We start from the raw sequence: 21,142 nt of genomic DNA on the forward strand, positions 1-21,142 counted from the left end.
CAGGAGCATCTTTACTAAATCCAGAAATTGGAACACAATTTGTAATATTACATAAGTTACATCATATAGAGGGATAGATGAGCATTGGAAGAAGCGGACGTGTAGTGATTGAGATTGATCCTGCATTGAAGAAGACACTGCATGCAACATTAATGAAGAATGGTCTTACACTTAAAGATTGGTTCGTTCTATCAGCGGAAAATTATTTGACTAATACCACGCAAGGATCTTTACCTTTTGATGAAGATGAACATCAAATGAAGGATACTTTAAAATGAAACCATTTGATAAATCTTGTGCTGTATCTTTTGGTCGTCATGAGACCTTTACACTTCGTTTTGGTTGGTTAACAAAAGGCTTCAAAGCATGGTGCGAAGACCCCTCAATTTTTGAAAAGGATGATGCAACAGTTGTTCTGGGCGTGGGTAAAAACATGGTTCATGCGATTCGCTATTGGCTTATTGCGTGCCAAATTCTAAAAGCTAATAAACATACATTAACATCTACCCTGCTAGGAGAACGGTTATTTGATATTAAAAATGGACTTGATCCATATCTAGAGGACGATGCTACCATTTGGCTTCTTCATTGGTTAATTGCATCAAATGCCGAGAATGCGACAGCATTTTTCTGGTTTTTTAATTTATTCCACAAACCTGAGTTTACGCAAAAAGAATTATTTGAAACTTTGCAAGTATTTGTACATGAGAATATAAGCAGCCGAGTTGCTAGTAATACTTTGAAAAGTGATATCACATTAATGCTACGAACGTTCGAACCAACAATAGATTTTAAGAAAACTCCAATTGAAGAAGGATTGGACTCTCCGCTAGCTATTCTCGGGTTGATTAATGAAATTGGTAATTCAAAATATCACGAATCTAAACTTGAAAATCGTTGGAATCTTCCAGTCGTACCATTTAGCTATGCGGTTCTCGAAGTTTTTAAATTTTCTAGATTATCTAGCCTACCTATCGAGAAATTGATGATCAGTGATGGCTTTTATGCTGCTCCAGGAGCCGTCTATAGGTTAAATGAAGAAGGATTAATCAATAAACTAGAAGAAATGATAGCTTGGTTACCTGGCGTTTTTGAACTTAGAGAAACTGCCGGTATTCATCAATTGTACAAACTTAAGCAAATTGAACCATTGGATGTATTAGATAAATATTACGAAGAATCTAACGAGTCACGATTGGTGGAGATAAGAGCATGAGACTGAGAAATCTTTTGAAGGTTAACACACATTACACCCGATCGATTAATTTGGAACGAGATTCTGAAGAGGATTCAAGTGTATGTACTTATATTCCAACACATCGTGCGGTTCAAACGCTGCGTCGTGTCGTCGATACATTTAATACTAAAGAAGCGCCCCGTGCATGGGCACTAGTAGGGCCTTATGGATCAGGGAAATCAGCATTTGGCTTATTTCTTAGCCAATTATTAGGTAACCCAGGATCTGCAACATGGCAACATGCAATGAATGTATTAAAACGTGCAGATGAGAGCCTAGCCAAAAAGATTGCACAAGAACTCACCGGAACTGATGGTTATTGCTGTATCAATTTAACGGGCAGTCCAGAAGCACTTAGTAAAAGACTTACGAAAGCTATGCTTACAAGTGCCCAAGTTTTTTTTGGTAAAAAGCAAGAGCCTTTGCCCGAAATTCTTAAGCAGCTTCAGGCTGTGTCAGAATCTGATTTCGTTACCACTTCAGAAGTTACTGAACTAATTTCAGAGCTTCAGAAAGCTGTTCATCGAGCGCAAGGAGTTGGCATCCTTATCATAATTGATGAGTTAGGCAAGTTTCTCGAATTCGAAGCGAAGAATCGCGATGCTAATGATGTGTTTTTATTACAAGCAATTGCGGAGTCTGCTTTTAAGCCCAATTTAATTCCACTGCATTTTGTAGTTCTATTACATCAAGCTTTCGAACAATATTTCCAGAGGTTTGGTGAGAAGCTGAAAAATGAGTGGAAAAAAGTACAAGGTCGTTTTGAAAATGTACCATTTCTTGAATCCACTGAACAAACTCTACAAATTCTTTCGGCATCGTTGATTTCAAATTTTGATAACGATGTTATCGTACGAAAATCTACTCAATGTGACCACATAGTGAAATCACTCTCTTTGGTCAATGCCTTACCTTTAGGAATGGAAGTTTCTACTGCTCATAAATTATTTGGGAGTTGCTATCCCTTGCATCCTTTAACTTTATTATTGTTGCCTACGTTATGCCAAAAAGTAGCACAAAATGAACGTACTTTATTTACCTATTTAGGCAGTAAAGAGCCATACGGTTTTCTTGAAACGCTAAATCATCTTGAAATCACAGATGAAGAATTGCCCTGGATAATGCCTTGGGAAATTTATCAGTATTTCATTTTAAATCAACCAGGATTAACCACGGATCATGCAACTCACCGCCGTTGGGCAGAAGTCGTGATGGCGTTGGAACGTTTAGGGGATGCACCTATTGAAGAAATCCAACTACTCAAAACTATTGGACTACTTAACATTATCGGTGCTCAAGGCGGATTAAAAGCATCAAAAGAAATTATCGCTCTTTGTGGAAATGGTAATGAGAAAACTATCAATCACACACTAGATTCGCTACAGGAGAAATCTATTATCACATACCGGAAATACAATTCTGAATATCGTGTATGGCAAGGTAGTGATTTTGATCTAGAAGCTTCCGTGCAAGAGCAAAAGGCACAAATGACTGGTGCACAGCTTGCAGAAATACTCAATGACAAAAAACCTTTACAACCCGTTGTCGCTCGACGCTATGGAATTGAGACAGGTACTCTACGATATTTTAGACCAATATTTATTGATAGATTCAATACGACTCAAATCGTTTCAACAGATGAGCCAACACTATATTTATGCTTGTCTGAAACAGGTGAAGATGAAGCGCTTTTTGAACGTTGCCTGAATACGCTCAAGTGTTCACTAACAGTCGGGGCAATTGTGGGCTCAAGTGAAACAGTGAAAGAGTCTTTGCTTGAGGTTATTGCCTTGCAAAGGGTTCAACATAGTAGCCCTGAATTAGCATCCGATCCGATTGCTCAACGTGAACTCAAAGATAGACTGAGTGTTGCGATCAGGAATGAGAGAAAGGCTATTTCAGGCATTATGGAAGAACCAAGTCAATCGACTTGGCAATGGGGTACTCGCCGCTACGAAGTCAATAATAAACGTGCGTTTCAAGAGTTATTAACTATAGTGCTGAAAAATAATTACACTAAAACACCGCATTTACATAATGAGCTGATCAACCGCGAGAAACCTTCTTCAAGCGCTATAGCTGGCCGCAAAAAATTACTACTAGCTATGCTTGAAATGGAGTCTACCGAAGATCTAGGAATTGAGAAATTCCCACCGGAAAAAGCAATCTATCGTTCAATTCTGAGAGCCACCGGTCTTCATACTAAGACGAATCAGGGGTGGCAATTTACAGTGCCAGGTCCCCAAGTAGCATCGGATAGAGGTATTCAACCACTGTGGCAAGCAATTGAGAATTTCTTAGATCGTACCGAACAGGATCCTCTATCGATCTTTCAACTCTATCAAGAGTTATTAAATCCACCTTACGGCATTAAATCGGGTCTACTACCAGTACTCTTTCTTGCCGCTTATTTGGTTTATAAGGAGGAGATTGTTCTCTACGAAGATGGTTACTACTCACCATTCTTAACTCAGGAATTATTGGAAAAAATCCTGAAGTCACCTGAGTTGTTTTCAATTCAGCGTCTCAGAATTGATCATCTAAGAGATCAGCTTTTCACCAAATATGCTGAAGCAATTACACTTGATGATCATGCGGACATTAATATGATAGCAGTACTTAAACCACTGTCCCGGTTTATGGTCAATTTGCCGGATTATACAAAGCGAACCAAGCGTGTCTCTGAAAAAGCACAGAAAGTTCGTGAACATTTCTTTGCAGCAAAATCACCTACCCTATTGTTGTTTAAAGAATTGCCGATCGCCTGTGGATTCAAACCTATTGGTGCAGAAACAACAATTGAAGTGCTTGAAGAATTTTCCAGAGAATTAAAGTTAGTATTTTCAGAACTTCGAATTGCTTACCACTCACTGCTTAGTGAATTTCGATTGTTGCTCAAAAACTCATTTAATGAGAATGAGAAAATCTCACTTTCAGAGCTGCGCGAGCGTCTACGAGGTCGTTACGGTCCTCTTCAAGCTTATACGATTGACACGCATGGTCTGAAGGCATTTTTGGGCCGCTTGGCTGACCACCATGGCGATGATGGTCATTGGCTAAATAGTCTAGCAACTTTCATTGCTCGTAAGCCCCCTGAAAAATGGCTAGATGAAGATATCAATATTGCAGACTATCGACTTGTTGAGCTCTCGAAACGTTTGCGTGATCTGGAGCGACTGCGTATTCACTATGAAGATAGTGCGCAATCTTCTAAGAACAGTCAAATAGAGGTGGTAATGCTTCGAACAGTGCGCCAAGGCGGAAATGATCATGATGTTATTATTTCACTTGATGAATCTAAAAAGAAAGCAGTCAGTGAAAAATTGGATTCAATCCAGCGTGTAATGAAGGATTTACCTTCAGAAGATCTGCGTTTAGCACTTTTGGCGCAGCTCTTTGAAGAATACATTGTGGATCAAAAGAATAGAGATAATGATTTATCATCTACAATAGAAATAGGAGCAGGCAATGAGCGATAAGAAGATTCGTCATGTTCTTGGTCTCTCTGGAGGAAAGGATAGTTCTGCACTTGCCATTTTTATGCGAGATAAGGTACCAGGAATGGAATACTTTTTTACAGATACTGGTGCAGAGCTTCCAGAAACTTATGAATACTTGGATAAATTGGAGGCCTATCTTGGCAAGCCTATCGCTCGCATTAACGCTACACGAACTTTTGATCACCTTCTCAAAACTCAGTATAACGATTTTCTTCCGTCTCCTAACACGCGTTGGTGTACACGCGAACTTAAGATAAGACCGTTTGAAGAGTTTGCGGGCAATGATGAAGTTATTAGTTATGTAGGAATACGTGCCGATGAAGATCGCGAAGGATATGTAAGTACTAAAGCTAATATCAAAGCTGTATTTCCTTTTAAGGAATCTGGTCTGATGTATGCTGATATCATGCGCATTTTGAATGATTCTGGTCTTGGTATTCCTGCTTACTATGAATGGCGTAGCAGGTCAGGGTGTTATTTTTGTTTTTTTCAGCGTAAATCCGAATGGGTTGGGCTCAAAGAACGCCACCCACAATTATTTAAAGACGCAAAACAATATGAAAAATTTGATCCTGAAACTGGTGCACGTTATACCTGGTCTCAAGGTGAAAGCTTAGATGAGTTAGAAGCCCGCGCAGAAGCTATTAAGCAAAATGCAAATCAAAAGATAAAATCAATCTCGGCTGTAAGCTGGCAAGATAAGCTTGCTATGATTGCAGAGGAAGAGGTCGATGAGTCCTGTCTTATTTGTAGCTTGTAAAGTAAGTAGATTGCATGCAGTCACTTATGTCCTTGTTTCTATAAAATTCAGAATAACTGTAAGATCAAAACATGACTCCACCAGCTCTCCAGTGGGTACGATTCCTTAGAAATTATGGTCCCCTACCTACAAATAGTAACCTCTTTGACGAACACGTCAATGTTGCGTTGAGTCAAGCGAATGTCAGTCCAATTTCACTACCAACGCCTTATGTTGATGAGATGCTGGCATATGTTAAAACCGACAACAACGGATCGTTGCTAATCGCGGGTACAGCTGGCGACGGGAAAACCTATCATGCCCGTCAACTATGGTTGCGGCTTGGTGGTGATGAGAAGAAATGGGCAGCCCGGGAAAAGATCAAAACATTGGAGTTGCCGGGGCGCTCCGTTATTTTTGTGAAGGACCTCAGTGAGCTGAAAGGTCCAGAAGGCGAAAAAATCCTTAATGGTCTAGAACAGTCCGTCGAAGGGAACGAAAATACTACCGTTTACGTGATTGCTTGCAATCACGGTCAAATCCTCGACCGACTTCGTAAGAGCAAAGACGCAGAAGGCGTCCCTTCACCTCTGCTGGCGCCGGTTCAGAATGCTTTTTTCCAAGACGGGTTCGAACATCCGCGGCTCAAAGTCATTGATCTGAGTCGATCAGGGCATCGGCAGTCCTTGTCGGCCGTCATCAAAGCGGTGATGGAACACCCCGAATGGGATCGGTGTTTGAGCTGCGAGCTTAACCAAGGAGAACGCATCTGTCCGATCGCTGAAAACCGAAAGCGAGCCATCGGCCTGGAGGATGGCGGCCGGTTTGCTCGTCGTCTGGGAGACCTGATTGAGATCGCGCGTCTGAATGGTGCCCACTTACCTGTTCGCGATTTACTTGCATTGGCAGCAAACTTGCTCTTGGGTCACGGCCATCCTTCTGTGAAGGAAGGACTCATGAGCTGCTCAGACGTTGTTCAAATTCAAGATGGCGATGCAGTGGACCAAGGCAGCATTTATCGAAACGTGTTTGCAGCTAACTTGCCCTACCGACGTGCCATGGCGCGTCCGGTGTTCAAGACTTTACGGTCTTTTGGTATCGGCGAAGAAACTACGAACGGTGTCGACGGTTTGTTGGTTTATGGATCAGACGATACCAGGCTGCGCGCGGACTTTGACCAATTCGTGGGCGCTGACAGGGTGTACGGGGCCACGAGGGAATACCTGGCCCTTCAACAACACTATCTCGAGGGCGAAGAGTTTGTACGTTTAGAAGAGGGTGCAAGCCTCTTCCTGGATCGATTGGCAGATCAACGTCAACGGCTTTTCTTCACGTTGCCGGATGAGGTTTATAGCAAATACCCGTTCTGGAATCTTACGACTTTCCGGTTCGCGGGTGATTACCTCCGTCTTCTGGGTAGTGTCGTTCCAGGAGAGTCCAAACGAATGGTGGAAGAAAAAATTCGCTCTCGCTTGGTTCAGGGCCTTAACCGGGTTATGACAGGCCTTTTGCTAGACAACCCGGACACGGTGTTCATTGCCAACTCCGGTGGTTTCACTCAATCAAAAATCAGCGTCCTATGCGAAAGCGCTGTTCCTAGTTATCGTACTGGTGGCATGGGGATGCATATCCGGTGGGAAAAAAATGGGCAGAGGCCCTGCTTGGACATTTCGGTCGGCGGTGGGAATCAGGGTTCAGTTCAATTTGACCTTACCCCAGTCCGATTCGAGTTTTTGTGCCGAGTGGCTGAAGGTGCATTGCCCAGCAGTTTTTCCAACGAGTGCTTCGAAGACTTGCTTGCGTTTAAGGCAAGACTTCTCCGTAAAGCTGAGCTAGTGCAGACACAGGGTCACGGGAATGAGGGCGACGACGATGATACGGCGGAAGAACATGCTGGCTTGGGTTTAACCTTCATTGAAATCGAGCAAAACGGTCACGGATTTTTAAAACGGATCTCAGTGAGGAACGCATAATGGCACCACGTATTGAACATGGTTCCTTCGCCGTCGATGAGCACATTTGGGGTCACCGACTCTACGACGAGCAACTGCCTCACCTGGTCATTCTCGAATTTCTGAACGTACTGCAATCAAACCTCAACGATCCGTTGAGAGCACCGTCCTCCGTTAAGATAAGCTATCAGCCCCAGCATCAAATCCGCCTCAGAAGCTTGCTGTTCAACAATCCTTATGTTGAAGTCGTACGAGCGCGGAAAATCCCTGACGACACTAAGTGGGACACATGGATAGAGCTGTTCAAGCGCGACGCGGTCGAAATGGGAGATATGTTTTTCGATCACCTTCGGAAATCGTTCATATCCTTCGACGATTTCGCGCGATCGATTGAGTTGCTCCGGTCGTCGGCTTTTGAAGGAAAAAGCAATAAACGTTGGAGCTCAAAATTTGTGTTCCCGTTCGGCCCCGATGCTTTGTACGAAGACTTGAGATTCGATGCAAATGACAATGTATCCAACGATCGGCGGTTCTTCGCCCGTACCGGTGAGCTCCTATACTTGATGTTAGGACGAGCCAGTAACGGTAGAGTTCTGGGCCACCAACTCGTTGAGCGATTGTTTCGGCAACCGTCCAACATGAACCGGTTGGTCAAGGTATTACAAGGGCCGGTTCAGCAAGCACCAAACCGACGTGATGTTGGTTATTTGCCCTATGCCCAGCTTCCTAGGTTCGATCGTCTTTGCGACGACTGGCTGGCCATCCTAGCCAGAGACATTCCCATCTATGATGGTCTCGACCATATCACTACCATGACTGGGTTGAACCTTCTTTTATACTTTCTTGAACGCGGTAAAAATTCTTTAGGTGATGTAGAACCTGTTGAGATTGTTTGCGAGGTGGTTTCAAGCCAACGAACTAAAGTCAGAGCATTGTCGGGCGAGTCGTTCCAAGCTAACCAAACTATTTCGCTACGAGCCGTAAAGGCTTTGGTCGAAAACATCCGAACAACTCCTGAATGGGAAGCGGCCTTGAACTCGGAGGATCCGAAAGGCGAATGCGCTCACATCATGGCGGAACGCTTCCAGTACGACAAAGATGATGAAATCGACATCCACCAGCTGTCTGGGGAGGGACTGATCGAGAAACTCCTCAAAAAGGCGGAAACTCGCCATGCGCAGCATGTCGAGAAGATTCATAGTACGTGGTCCCGCGCCATCGGTCTCAGTTCACGTCGTCTGGCCAGACGGGTTCGCTACGCTCCGAACGATCGTCTTTTGAAGGCGTTGGTAGTGACTGTTGTCGACGATCGGATGGAGTTTGGCGAGTTCCTTGCTGAAATTTATCGTCGCTACGGATTGGTTATCGGTCACGTAGAAGGTATCCGCCACATTCAAAACAACCAAGTGGACCAAGAAGCGTTGATGATCAACGCGGAGCATTTGGAAACGCGACTGTATGGCCTGGGGTTGGTTCGCCGACTTTCTGACTCTTGTGCGTTTGTAGAAAACCCATTTCATCGACAAGGTGACATGTGACGCCAGCGGACAAAATCGTAGGTCGCGTCGGCGCCGACATCTTGCGTCGGCGCATCGGTGTTGTTCCTACTTCAGACGGTGCCGCTGCTCTATTTCGTCTCGATCGTCTCAATGCCTCTCAAATAGCGTCGGTGGTTCGCGAAGTATTAGCAGCCCCGGATCTAAGGGAACAAATAGAGGTTAAGATTCCCGAGGTATTGGTAGCTGGTCTAGGGCTTCCGTCGGAAGTGTTGACGGACGAGAACGCAGGTGCTGTCCGAAACATTGGTACAGACAAAGCCGCATTACTCACTGCCAACGGCAACGAACCAAACATTTCCGACACCCTTGGTTACGTCACTGCATTGGGCGCTCAGGAGTTTCGGGCGCACGAGGATGCTTGGGCCGAAGCGACCGTTCGCACCACTGCCTTGCCCTTGGCACCGGAAGATCGTCGGGTGTTTGAGGCTGCATTGAAAGGACTCTTAGCAGTTGCCGACATGTCGCTGTTTCAGCTTGGAGACTACTGCGCCCAGATTAGCGAAGCATCCCGAATAGAAGGCCATCCCATTCGAGATGCGCTGGGCTGGGCACTACCACGTCTGGCACTACCTCGGGATACCACGTTATTTTCGAATACTAAATCGTTTGGTACGGCCAGCGGCCCGTGGCGCAAGACCTTCGAAAAGCTATTTTCCGACCGCGCACCGCTATTGCTCAAACAACACAAAACGGGACAAGCAATAGATCCGGAAGAGATGAGGGAAAGGTATACGGACAACTTTGAATTTATCCAACTAGCTGCTCACCCTGTTATTGAAGCTTTCATTCAGGCGCAACCCGGGGATCCAGATACGAAGGAAGCGCTATCCCTACTCGAATGGGAGAGCGATGGCATACATTTATTGTTCGATCGCCCCAAAGAAAAGCAACAAAAATTGGCCGATCATACCCTCGATTTTTTTGAAAACGACTGCACCGACCCGGGTGTTTTAACGGATGCCTGGAAGAAGCATCTTGAGGAACTCAAAGCTCGGGAGAGGCGATCCGATTGGAACGAGGTCGATGAGGAGTTCTTCGAAGTGCACCGGCGTTACCTTGACCAGGATCCAAAGCTTCGCGGCCGATGGGAAAAGGTGGTGTTCGGGAAGCCCATCGAGTGCACTGATTTTTTGGATGGCTTGGTAACGGCCGTTCAGCGGCTAGTAGTTCGTGCAGGGGAGCCAACCACAGATCGTTTTATTAGAGTCCGTGTTACCAAGGGGCGTACCGAATGGCGTGAACGCTTCAATCACGATATCGGTGCTTTCTTCTCCACCATGTACCGTGGCCTGCCGCAGCTATTGTGCGAACGCGTACAATGGCATGTGGAAAAGATGGGAGCGACAGATATTCCTGATCCTCTTTTTGATTACCCTGCATTTTTCGAGTACGAAAACAAACGAAAAGGTGGAAAGCTCAAGCCAAGTACATCCGCTTCTAAACTGCAAACGCAGATCAAGTTTGAAGTGAGCTTAGTCGAACAGCATGCGGGCAACGATCAAACAGTTGAGAAAACCCAATTATTATGGATGGCACGCCCTGAGGCCATCGGGTTAACACTTCACGACGACATGAAGCGATTGCTGGAAAAGGGAGGTATTGCCTGCACAGAAGTACTGCGACGGATGGTGAGCAAGAAAGGTGGTGTCCAAAGCGTGTCTTTATTAGATGTGAACACGTTGGAAGCTACCTTCGGACGCGATGCGGGGTCGCTGGTTCCGCCGCACGGTCGTATCAAGAGCCTTCGAGCAGAAATCAAGCGTCGCATTGACGAGCTATATAACGATGGCCGCTTAACTGCTGAGCAACTAAAAGAAATCAAGGCCGCTTGGATCACCTTTGAATCGGACTACTCCGATGCTATCAAGCATTTTCTCGAAAGCGGTTTGCACACCGAAGCCATCTTGAACCAAGCGGAATCTTTTGGGGCGTTGCTACGGGTGTTGAAAATTCACGCACGGGGAGACGTAGCCCGCGCCAAGCTAGTATCAGAAGTGCTGACAGTAGGAACGGTTCGCCTGACAGGCGACCAACCCAGCATCATCGTCCCTCCTTGGCATCCGGAACGGATGAAGGCACTGGCCGTGAAACTCCGCCGAGTAGCTGGCTTGATTACGCACCTATTGGTCGGTCAGTATGTTACCTTCGGAGATCGCAACATCTTCTTCCAAGAATTCAGCGAAGAGTTGGAGCACCCGTTTTACCCTGAAATCGCTGTTACCGACCGATCAGGGACGCCAGTTTTAGTGACCGAAAGCAGTACCGTCAATGGATATAGCCTGTTGGAACGACCGGTTCGGGCGGATGACGAACAACTCACTGACGTTAATCCGGTGGAAGCTGCACGCCAAATCCGTGAGCTATTGGAACGGTATGTAGGCCTTCAGCCGCACGAGCGTTCGAACTTAAGCATTTTGCTCTACAACGCTGATGCTGCAGATTTGCCGCTTGCAACGGTCCGGGAGTTGACGAACCTGCAAGAGGACTTTGAACTTAATTGCAACGTGTCAGTGCGCCATCAAGATTCAGGAAAACTTCGAAGGATATACGCCGAATTGGTGAGTAAATCGGATGCTGACCCCGATTTGTCCGTGGCTAGCGAGACTTCCGACAACTTCATGTCCAAGCTTCGCATTTCAGTGTCCCCACCAAACATCACGATCACTAAACCCGAGGATGGCTTTCGTCCGTTTGACATTGCTTTCTTGCACGATGTGGTATCTCGAACTGCTACCGAAGAGTGGATTTCCGTGGATTGGCTTAACGATCGACCGGTGTTCGAACACGCACCCTCGCGGTGGTCATACCGCAGCGTATCCGGTGAAAATGAACTGAAATCGACCACGTTCTTAACATGCCCTCAGCAAACTGCCTCAGGGCGTGCGTACGTTGATATGGTCGGTGCCGTGGTGCGACAACAAGATGTATCCCTGCAACACCATCTGGTACCTGCCCGCCAAATTTCTTTGCAGAGCGATCGTCTTCGCAGCGTGTTCGAGGATGCGCATAACCTGGCCGAGTGGGTGGCCACCTACGACGAGTTGCTTGATAAGAGGCAACTACAAGCCAATAAAATCAATGTAGTGCGATACCGTCGTAACCGAACCAACGGCCGCAACATGATCGTCAGCTCAACATCTGAACTTCGGCTGCTGAACGTTCTGGCCAAGCGACGTATTCAAGAGTTGGGGCTCACGCTAACGGAGGAAGAACTCAATGCGACCACCCAACGCCTGATCGACGATGCGATTAGCGTTTCTGGTGATATCGTGCTACGAGCAGCCAAGAGAGGGGTATCAGCGGGAGAATTAATCGGCTTGGTTTTGAGCCGTTTTATGATGGAAGATGAGTTTAAAATCATCTGTGGAGGTGCTAACGAGCCCTCCATACAAGTTTTCTTTTTGCTGGACGATTATGCTAGCTGGCTAGCGCAACGGGAAAGTCGTATAGCTGACCTTTTGGGGATGTGTATCCATGATTCGGCAGAAGGTATCCGACTTCACTTAAGCATTGTTGAATCAAAGTACGTGGCTGGAGTGGGTGAAGCAGATGCTAGGCGTTCCTCTAAAGCACAGTTGCTTGCGACACTGACGATAATTAGGGAAGCTTTTTTTGGAGATCCCGGCCGTCTTGACCGGGACCTGTGGCTATCAAGGATAGCTGATCTATTGATCGACGCAGTGATCCCTCCTGGACAAACTGCATTGCTCGAGCGCGTTCGAGCTGCGATACGGGATGCTAACGTAGGGATTACGCTTCGGGGCTATTCGAATATTTTCATTCACACGTCAGAATCCGGTCAGGCTGCTTCTCGATCAGAACGAATCATCATTGAAGAAACTGATGGCGTCAACTCATATCAAGAGGTGTTTGACCGTCCTGATTTGCGAAAGCTGATTGAAGCATACGCTCGTCGTGAAAACTCACTGGTAGTTCGCCAAGCTATCGGACTAGGTACCCCATGGGATGAAATACACGTTCAGCAACTTGCGAAACGTGTGACCTGGACTAACATGATCGATCGACTTACGCAGTCAGAATCAGATCTATCTAACGAAATCCCCTCGGATGTAAGCACTATTACTAGTGCTGTTGAGCCACAAACGACCTTGCAAACTGAAGTAGCTTTCCCATTAGATACGCCCGTTGTGGCACCAAGCATCACGACCATTCTTGATGAAATTAAATCGATCAAACCTAAGCTCACCCAAGGTACGGCTCTGATGAGTCTCGTGGCCGAACATTTGGCACAACGCGACCAACTGGCAGATGATCGGGAAACCTGGGCTAATGAAGTTAAGGTCAATCTTAAAAAAGCGCTCAATAGCTATGGTTTTCAGGCCAACATCATCGGAACTCGATTGACCCCTAACGGCTGTTTGATCCGTCTTTCAGGATCTGATCGTCTTCGGGTGGAAGACATTGATGCGAAACGAACACAGTTACTGACTACTCATAGTATCCAATTGGTAACGGTACAACCGAAACCGGGCGAGATCATTGTTTCAATCGCAGGCGTAATGCGCCAACCTGTTTCTTTATGGGACATCTGGGCGATGCGTCAGCTGAACCAAAATATTGCTGGGATCAATACATCGTTTGTGCTTGGTCTCCAAGAGTTGACTGGCAACGTACTGTATTTGAACCTAGGTAGTGACTTCGGCGGCTTATCTCAGCACGAACCACATTCTTTGATTGCAGGATCAACAGGCAGTGGGAAATCGGTGTTGATTCAAGCATTACTGCTAGACATTGCTGCCACAAATCCAAGCTGTTTGGCTAATATTATCCTGATAGATCCAAAAATGGGTGTGGATTACATTGGCTTGGCTACTCTTCCACACTTACGGGAAGCGATCATCACCACCCGTGGAAGATCCGTCGAAGTACTTAATGGGTTGGTTGAGGAAATGGAAGAGCGCTATAGGACTTTTGCTGCTGCGAGAGCTCGTGATTTGTCAACTTATAACGCCAAGTCATTGCCAGAAAACCGTATGCCGATGGTATTCTTGGTTCATGATGAGTTCGCAGACTGGATGTTGGATGACGGTTACAAGGGAACGGTCAGTGCGGCAGTACAACGCCTCGGCGTGAAGGCTCGCGCGGCGGGTATTCACCTTTTCTTTGCTGCCCAACGACCGGATAAAGACGTGATGCCGATGCAATTACGTGAGAATTTGGGCAATCGGTTGATTTTGAAAGTGTCCAGCGAAGCAACTTCGCGCATTGCTCTGGATCGTCCAGGAGCAGAGATGTTGTTAGGAAAAGGACACCTAGCTGCAAAATTGAATGGAGAGCAAGGACTGATCTTTGCTCAAGCACCATATTTGCCAGACGATGACATCGTTTCGGTGGTTGAAGCGATCTGCTTAGACAATGAAGGTTGACCAACTTTGTCCATATGAGATGCTTCTCCCAGAAATCTAATTCGTATCTATAGAGATAAAATAGTGGAGCAAAAATGTGCCCAGTAGGGTACTAAAAGTGTGCAAATTAAGCTAATAAAATAGTCACCTATATGTAGTTTTGCTATCTCTGATATTTCTATATTTTGGGTTTGTAGGTAGGTAAAACAGCAATAATGGGCTAAAGAAATTTAGTCCATTATCACGGTTCTCGGGATACGCTTTCCGTTGGATGACAATTTCATTCTAGTCATTTGACGGCTTGATTCTGGAGACCAGCTAACGTGTATAGGCCTTTCTGAATCATAAAAATATATTCTGTCAAAGTTTGTGTTTTTACATACCCACGCTACGACTTCTTCCATATCTTCGTCTTCAATAATAAAATCACAAGCGGCGCCTAATCGTTCGCATATAAATTTACCGTTTCGTTTTCTTTCATGAGCAGCATGTTGATCTAGATTTGGCGAAATTCTTCCAGATATCTCTTTTGCAAGCTCTGCCGAGCAAAAACCATAAGTTAGTTTAATCATTCCAAAATAATCTATAACTGGATCAAGAATATTTGTAGCAAGTTCATATATGGCTGTATGGGTATCTGCTTCTTTCGGTAAATTAGGAAGACCTGTTCTGGCTTGCGTTTCGCCACATACAATAAAGTCGCGATAAGTAAAATACTTGCCGCATGGAGTGTCAAGATCGGGAATAGATTGACTCCGAATTAAACGCATTCCATCGACTTGCCAGCGTGCAAGACTAAGGCTATGAATGAATTCTGTTGGATTTGGTCCATAATCTGATAGATCAAAAAGATTCAAAGCTTCTAGTTGATTATCAAATGCAATCTGTTCTACATAACTATCCATTTCTTCATTCATAAATCGTGATTTCAGATAAAGGTAAGGTGGTTCAAATTCTTCTCCATATTCAAAAAAATGAAGCTCTTGTTTATAAAATAATATTTTTACACGATGTATCATTTTAGGAAGTGGTTTTCCATAGAAATCATCAAACCGCATTAGGGTAAGTTTTCCTGATCGTATGTGAATTTTGACTAGATCAGCAGATGTAATATCACCGTATAACGCTGCACCACAACCAACATATATACGAAGAATGGGGGTAAGTCGCTCGACAAGACTTGAATGAAGTTGTAATGACTCGCCTTCGATATACCAACCAAGACCTTTTGATGCCGCGTCACGACAGGCCGCGTCGATGCGTTCAGGTTGCGAAATTTGAAACAGTAGTTCCCTTGCCTCTAGCTGGGCAGATCCATAATCAGCAAAGTGAGCTTTAATGTCGCGTTGCAATTGAGGATCAAGATGACGATAGGGTTTACGCTTTTCAAACATTCCAAGCGCAAAATAAACCAATAAATCATTCTGCCGGAGCCTGCCAGCAGTTTCCAGGATGACATCATTTTTTTGACTTCGCAAGAAACGAAGTGCTCTAGGTAAACTGCCAAAAGCTCCAAGTACTTGAGGTAAATTTATGACTTCACTTTTTTCCGGCTCACGTCCATTTTCTAACCATTGAAGCCAAATCGAATCGAGCAGAGCCTGATGTTCGATATAGCGTGCGAGATCTTTCTCGATCTTACTTTGTTTTGATGCACGTTGTACCTGGCTAGCAGCACGCAATAGATTAGAACGTGAACGGCTTCTGTCAACCAAGAAACGTTGTTCCGCATCTTTGTCCTTAAAAACGAAAAATATACCCGGAGCTACGGGGATTGATTCTTCATATAAATTTTGCTCGATAAAGATTTTTAGTTCACTTGGTGTATAAAATTTTTGAAAGGTACCGCGAGTTGTCAGAATTCCATCATAAAGCGGCTTACCTTTAACTGCGTATTGGTTTGTTAACATCACCGATACGACAAGTAATTCTTGAGCTAAGGAATAGGCTCCTTGAAGTGCTTCAATACGTTCATTGATATCTTCAATGACGTTAATGACAAAACCTAGGTTAACAATATTAGATAATTTCTTTTGATTTTCTGGCGCAAAGTGCGGATCCCAGCCTATTGCTCGAATACCATTTTCTTGCAAACCACGTAAATCATCTCCACGACCACAGCCATAATCAAAAACACTACGTGAACCATCAAGAAAACCAAATCTTACGAGCATTTGAATAGGAGCGGAAAAACCATATCGTACAAGAGCTGTCAAATGTCTCTGCACTTCACCAACAGTGGCTGTATAACTTTCACTAATGCCGTCTATTTCTGAAAAGTCGTTGCCAAGAGGAACAAACTCATTATCTATCAAACGATAGCCTCTTCCGGCGATCAATTTCTCCCACTGATTGTGAAAACCAATTCTAGAAGGATCATCGAAAAGTCCTAATGTCTCAGCAGTACTGGTCAGTGCTTGAAATTTTGAAATTTCTTTATGATCAGGTGGAAGTAGAAGTTCTTTACGATGAAGGATGGGTGGGTTAAGTGAATCAGCGTAGGAACGATTATGGATTCGTCCAGATCCATGGAGTTCAACACGCCAACTTGCATTTAGTTTGGGAAAAGGTTGATCAAAAAAACCAGGATAATGGAGAAAGGAAATGGATTCTTTATTTTCAGAGATTCGAACCACATTGTAATTAATGCCTTTAGTAACTTGCGCAAGTTTTTCTGCATCTGCTATTAATTCTAAATCCGTTAGACTAAGTGAATCGAATGCCTCTATATGCAGATAACGAGATGAGTGAACAAATTTTCCGGTATTGTCTGAAACCATGATTGTACGAATTGCTAGGTAAAGAGCTGTTGGATCTAAGCTGGCAACATTATTATGTTCGATAATGTAACTTGATATAATTTCTTATAATATTATTTGAAAATAAAGATGGATACATGATGGTTTTATTGGAAAAATTGGGCGGCACCTAAAACTTGTGTGTATTTTTGCCGAAATTCTTATTTCGGTAACCTAGTGTCATATTTTCAAAGTTCTTTTATTCTTAAGTGCATCTATTAGAGTTAATGTAGCTTTCTCTCCATCATACGTAATAGCCACATCTTTCCCAGCAACAGGTTTACCATCAATAGCATTTAATTGGTGCACAATAAAATCCTTCTTGACCTGTTGATAAAAAACAGAATTCTCTTTATCAATATAAATAATTTGTCCTTGATACTGGTTTTTATCAACGGGTGCTGTAGCTAAATAAATATTGTAGACGCCCGGTTTGATACCTTCATCAGCCTTCTTGATGGTACCCATTGTTTCCCATTCATTATTATTTTTAGTTTGTAGAATCTTTTGTCCATTCATTACAATCATTCGTAGTTTTGCGGGTGTCGTCATTTCAAATTAGTTGTAAGTAGGATTACTGGCAAGATTAAATTATCCTGCTTCCTGTTGTCCGGCAATTTCTTCCAGTATTTTCATGAGATCAAAAGGCTCTGATCTTTCTATGCCATGCAGAAAGGCGATCAACTGCAGTGCGCCGCTGCCCTTGGTTGAGAAGCTGCCATCTTGCAACGCTTTTATTGTGAACTGAACGATATTTGGGCAATTTCTGCCTTGCTCAAAATAGTTCTTTATTTTGCTTTGGAGAAATTCCTTGTTATCGTTAGATAGGTCACGCATTAAATCCTGTGGCTTGCGTTTGTCTTTTTTAATCAGATTGTAAATAGAGTCCAGCAATGAAGGCGAGGCACTTTGTTTTTGATCGTTCTTACTATCTGGAGTGGCATTGGATCTGCCTCCAGCACTGGATACATGATCATCCACAGAATTAGATGAGGGTGTTTTTTTTAGCTTTAAGAATTGACTGAATTGATATACGTCCAATCGTGATATTTCTTCCTGTGTACTGAGTGCCAGCCAGGTGATTACTTCTTCTGTATTGGCTTTATACAGTCTGGTTAAATCATAGAGTGCTGTGACATCGGTGCAGCGGCCTGTCCGGTACACTTCTCCTAGTGGGTCAGGCAGATCAAGGAGTGTGGCGTGCATGGTGATATAAGGATTTGTTTTGCCGATCAGCCTGGCAATTTCAGATTTGGTTTTACCGCCTGCCAGTTGCCGCCCAATGAAGTCAGCAATCTCTCTGGAGGTTAAATCATCTCTTTGCAGATTCTCGATTACTTGATCAGCTTCACTGTAATCGGTATCAATGAATGCAGGAATCTTTGTTAATCCGGCATTAATGCTGGCACGATAGCGTCTCGCCCCATGATTAATGATGTAGGTTCCCGGTTTATTCGGATTGGGACGCACCGATATGGGTGATTTTACTCCACGTAACTTAATCGTCTCCGTTAATTCTCGTAACGTTTCCTTATTAAATTCCTTCCTGGGCTGATGGATATCTTCGCTGATCAGCGTGATGTCAATTTCTGTCGCGCCGGTAGGCGCAACGAGCCCTTTTTTATTATCCTTTTTTTTTTCTATCATTTTTATCTTGAGCCTAACTTGCGCTCGTTATACTCGGTGGAAAGATAGAAACTATGGATGCAATTATCAATAAATAAAACTGTGCAAAAAAATTATCTTTGCACTTCGGTGTTTTTGTCCTTCTTAATCAGTTTATTATTGAATGCTTGATCCTCGTATCAGAAAACGGCTTACGTTTTTAGATTCTCAAGATTTTCTATTAGTTACTCATCTACCCTCTATCCATAGCATTCTAAGGTAACTATCAATATTTATTATATTTATAAAAATCAACGATGTAAGTAATTATTGATTTGATTTCCATTTTAATCCTATTATTAATAATTATCCACAAACTATGTATATAACGAACTATTTTTTAGCCCTCCATTGAATTAATGAATTTGTGTTTTTATTTTAGATTAAAATAGCAGCAAAACTGCTGAAAAACAATGGTGCTGATTAGTTAAGCTGCTTAAACCCTAAAAATGGCAGGGCTATTATATGTACAATTTAATCTTAATCACAAATATTTTGCGTATCCTTGATGAAAAGGATATGACCAAGTCGGAATTAGCAGAGAAGGCGGGTGTTTCCATTTCTTTTTTTACTGATCTGACCAATGACAAAGCCAATCCATCACTCAGGATTATAGAAGCCGTCGCAGAAGCACTCGAGACCCCACTGCCAATGCTATTGGATAGTTCGGATATGAGCACGGCTGATCTTGAAGCATTAACCAATCGAAAACTAAAGCATTTGCCTAAAGGCTTTGTCTGGAAAGGTGGCGTGCTGAGTGAATATGAGGCTTATCAAGTCGAGCAATGGGATAAAAAGAACAGAGCGTTTTTATTAAAAAATAAAAAGTAAGAAATAGAGAAAGTAATAAAAAGCAGTAGAAAAACAGTAAAAAGGTATTGCGCAAAATATAATTACGTTATATTGTAATGTCGTGTGTAAGTTGTTGGAGTATTCGCATGACACTACAAGATCAATTTCCTAACATCACAACCGTTAAGGATCGAGCCAAGAGCAAGCTGGAGCGCGATGCACGGGAAATACTGTCCGCACTGCAAGATCCTGAGACGGTTGAAATCATGGTTAATGCCGATGGCCGTATCTGGCAAGAGAAGCTGGGTCAAAAGATACAGCATATCGGAAATATCCAGGCTGCTCAGGTTGAGGCTGTCATCAAAACCGTTGCCGGATTTCATGGCAAGGAAATCAATCGATTCAATCCAATCATTGAAGGTGAGTTTCCACTTGATAATTCACGCTTTGCCGGTCAATTACCCCCCATTGTTACAGCGCCCACTTTTGCCATCCGCAAAAAAGCCATCAAGATTTTCACACTCGAGCAATATGTGGAAACCAGCGTGCTGTCACCAAAACACAGTAGTGTCATTAAAGAGGCTGTGCGCAAGCACCGCAACATTCTGGTCATTGGTGGCACCGGATCAGGCAAAACGACCCTGATTAATGCCATTATCAATGAAATGGTTCAGAGTGATCCAGATGAGCGCATCTTTATCCTGGAGGATACCGGTGAGATTCAATGCGCTGCCCAGAATTTTGTTCAGTATCACACCACACTCAATGTCGACATGACGCAATTACTCAAAACAACCTTGCGTATGCGCCCGGATCGCATTCTGGTGGGTGAAGTTAGAGGCCCTGAAGCACTGGATTTGCTCGATGCCTGGAACACCGGCCATGAGGGTGGAGCTGCAACTTTGCACGCCAATGATGCGATGTCAGGACTGACTCGCCTGGAATCCCTGATTTCACGCAATCCTTCAGCACCGAAAGAAATTATGCCATTAATCGCAGAGGCGGTTGATATGGTCGTGCATATCACGCGCACACCGCATGGTAGGAAAATCCAGCAGATTATCGAAGTGCAAGGTTTTAAAAGAGGAAGTTACCAGATCAAAAAGTTGTAAATCATCCATAGGAGCCAGTCTATGAAACTGATTCATATCAAGGATATCTCTCCATTCTTTTGTTTCTTCTCAATCGCTTTTTTGTTTGCGCTGTTGTTATCTGTTGATAACGCACAAGCCGCTGTTGGCGCAGGTGGTGCACTTCCCTATGAAACCTGGTTGGTGAGTCTCAGAAACTCCGTAACCGGTCCGGTTGCTTTTACCTTGTCCATTGTCGGTATTGTGGTTGCAGGCGGCATCCTGATCTTTGGTGGCGAACTCAATGCATTTTTCCGCACATTGATTTTTATTGTGCTGGTTATGGCATTACTTGTGGGTGCCAACAACATCATGACTAATTTGTTTCAAGGCGCGGTCATTCCGGGTGAAATACCCAAAGACCAGGAATCAATCGTAAATTCACAGGAATAGGAGGCAAACTC

General features: G+C 44.0%; 13 protein-coding genes. 10 read left to right on the forward strand and 3 right to left on the reverse strand.

Translation table 11 applies throughout. The annotated features are described in order from the left end of the window. Positions 1-77: 77 nt before the first annotated feature. From ATY38_RS07660 to ATY38_RS07690, 7 genes are all read left to right on the forward strand, one after another. Positions 78-278 carry a hypothetical protein gene (locus ATY38_RS07660; RefSeq protein ID WP_062558787.1) on the forward strand — a complete coding sequence of 67 codons (201 nt, stop codon included), beginning with the start codon at positions 78-80 and terminating at the stop codon, positions 276-278. Then, positions 275-1,216, forward strand: coding sequence for a DUF4007 family protein (locus ATY38_RS07665; protein ID WP_062558788.1), 942 nt, complete (start codon positions 275-277; stop codon positions 1,214-1,216). Before ATY38_RS07660 ends, ATY38_RS07665 begins: the two co-directional genes overlap by 4 nt. Then, on the forward strand, positions 1,213-4,716 hold the full coding sequence (locus tag ATY38_RS07670) for a hypothetical protein (protein ID WP_062558789.1): 3,504 nt from the start codon (positions 1,213-1,215) through the stop codon (positions 4,714-4,716). Before ATY38_RS07665 ends, ATY38_RS07670 begins: the two co-directional genes overlap by 4 nt. After that, positions 4,706-5,497, forward strand: coding sequence for a phosphoadenosine phosphosulfate reductase family protein (locus ATY38_RS07675; RefSeq protein WP_062558790.1), 792 nt, complete (start codon positions 4,706-4,708; stop codon positions 5,495-5,497). Before ATY38_RS07670 ends, ATY38_RS07675 begins: the two co-directional genes overlap by 11 nt. Positions 5,498-5,664: 167 nt before the next feature. Beyond that, a complete protein-coding gene (locus ATY38_RS07680; protein ID WP_235590209.1) occupies positions 5,665-7,449 on the forward strand; it encodes a hypothetical protein in 1,785 nt (594 codons plus the stop codon). Next, complete coding sequence (locus ATY38_RS07685) at positions 7,449-8,966, forward strand: methylation-associated defense system protein MAD7 family protein (RefSeq protein ID WP_062558792.1); 1,518 nt, start codon at positions 7,449-7,451, stop codon at positions 8,964-8,966. Before ATY38_RS07680 ends, ATY38_RS07685 begins: the two co-directional genes overlap by 1 nt. A 410-nt stretch (positions 8,967-9,376) precedes the next feature. Further along, complete coding sequence (locus tag ATY38_RS07690) at positions 9,377-14,374, forward strand: FtsK/SpoIIIE domain-containing protein (RefSeq protein ID WP_235590210.1); 4,998 nt, start codon at positions 9,377-9,379, stop codon at positions 14,372-14,374. 209 nt (positions 14,375-14,583) lie between these two features. On the opposite strand, the gene ATY38_RS07695 is transcribed toward ATY38_RS07690, so the two are convergent. The 3 genes from ATY38_RS07695 to ATY38_RS07705 form a co-directional block, all read right to left on the reverse strand. Next, the gene (locus ATY38_RS07695; protein WP_062558794.1) at positions 14,584-17,133 is read right to left on the reverse strand and encodes a DNA phosphorothioation-associated putative methyltransferase; all 2,550 of its coding nucleotides are present in this window, start codon (positions 17,131-17,133) and stop codon (positions 14,584-14,586) included. Positions 17,134-17,331: 198 nt separating this feature from the next. Continuing rightward, on the reverse strand, positions 17,332-17,703 hold the full coding sequence (locus ATY38_RS07700) for a KfrB domain-containing protein (protein ID WP_074701941.1): 372 nt from the start codon (positions 17,701-17,703) through the stop codon (positions 17,332-17,334). Positions 17,704-17,742: 39 nt separating this feature from the next. Beyond that, the gene (locus ATY38_RS07705) at positions 17,743-18,798 is read right to left on the reverse strand and encodes a ParB/RepB/Spo0J family partition protein (protein ID WP_062558796.1); all 1,056 of its coding nucleotides are present in this window, start codon (positions 18,796-18,798) and stop codon (positions 17,743-17,745) included. A 483-nt stretch (positions 18,799-19,281) separates the two neighbouring features. Between ATY38_RS07705 and ATY38_RS07710 the strand changes: the two genes are divergently transcribed. The 3 genes from ATY38_RS07710 (at position 19,282) to ATY38_RS07720 (ending at position 21,131) form a co-directional block, all read left to right on the forward strand. Beyond that, on the forward strand, positions 19,282-19,647 hold the full coding sequence (locus ATY38_RS07710) for a helix-turn-helix domain-containing protein (RefSeq protein ID WP_062558797.1): 366 nt from the start codon (positions 19,282-19,284) through the stop codon (positions 19,645-19,647). A gap of 107 nt (positions 19,648-19,754) precedes the next feature. Beyond that, complete coding sequence (gene trbB / locus ATY38_RS07715; protein WP_062558798.1) at positions 19,755-20,720, forward strand: P-type conjugative transfer ATPase TrbB; 966 nt, start codon at positions 19,755-19,757, stop codon at positions 20,718-20,720. Positions 20,721-20,741: 21 nt separating this feature from the next. Continuing rightward, positions 20,742-21,131 (forward strand): TrbC/VirB2 family protein, encoded by a 390-nt coding sequence (locus ATY38_RS07720; protein WP_082633016.1) that lies wholly within the window; start codon positions 20,742-20,744, stop codon positions 21,129-21,131. Positions 21,132-21,142: the final 11 nt, after the last annotated feature.

This window comes from Nitrosomonas ureae, assembly GCF_001455205.1.
Lineage (GTDB): Bacteria > Pseudomonadota > Gammaproteobacteria > Burkholderiales > Nitrosomonadaceae > Nitrosomonas > Nitrosomonas ureae.

Coding starts and splice junctions, on each gene's coding strand:
- ATY38_RS07675 (WP_062558790.1), top strand. CDS start 4,706: ATGAGCGATAAGAAGATTCGTCATGTTCTTGGTCTCTCTGGAGGAAAG.
- ATY38_RS07705 (WP_062558796.1), bottom strand. CDS start 18,798: ATGATAGAAAAAAAAAAGGATAATAAAAAAGGGCTCGTTGCGCCTACC.
- ATY38_RS07685 (WP_062558792.1), top strand. CDS start 7,449: ATGGCACCACGTATTGAACATGGTTCCTTCGCCGTCGATGAGCACATT.
- ATY38_RS07720 (WP_082633016.1), top strand. CDS start 20,742: ATGAAACTGATTCATATCAAGGATATCTCTCCATTCTTTTGTTTCTTC.
- ATY38_RS07710 (WP_062558797.1), top strand. CDS start 19,282: ATGTACAATTTAATCTTAATCACAAATATTTTGCGTATCCTTGATGAA.
- ATY38_RS07665 (WP_062558788.1), top strand. CDS start 275: ATGAAACCATTTGATAAATCTTGTGCTGTATCTTTTGGTCGTCATGAG.
- ATY38_RS07695 (WP_062558794.1), bottom strand. CDS start 17,133: ATGGTTTCAGACAATACCGGAAAATTTGTTCACTCATCTCGTTATCTG.
- ATY38_RS07670 (WP_062558789.1), top strand. CDS start 1,213: ATGAGACTGAGAAATCTTTTGAAGGTTAACACACATTACACCCGATCG.
- trbB (WP_062558798.1), top strand. CDS start 19,755: ATGACACTACAAGATCAATTTCCTAACATCACAACCGTTAAGGATCGA.
- ATY38_RS07700 (WP_074701941.1), bottom strand. CDS start 17,703: ATGACGACACCCGCAAAACTACGAATGATTGTAATGAATGGACAAAAG.
- ATY38_RS07660 (WP_062558787.1), top strand. CDS start 78: ATGAGCATTGGAAGAAGCGGACGTGTAGTGATTGAGATTGATCCTGCA.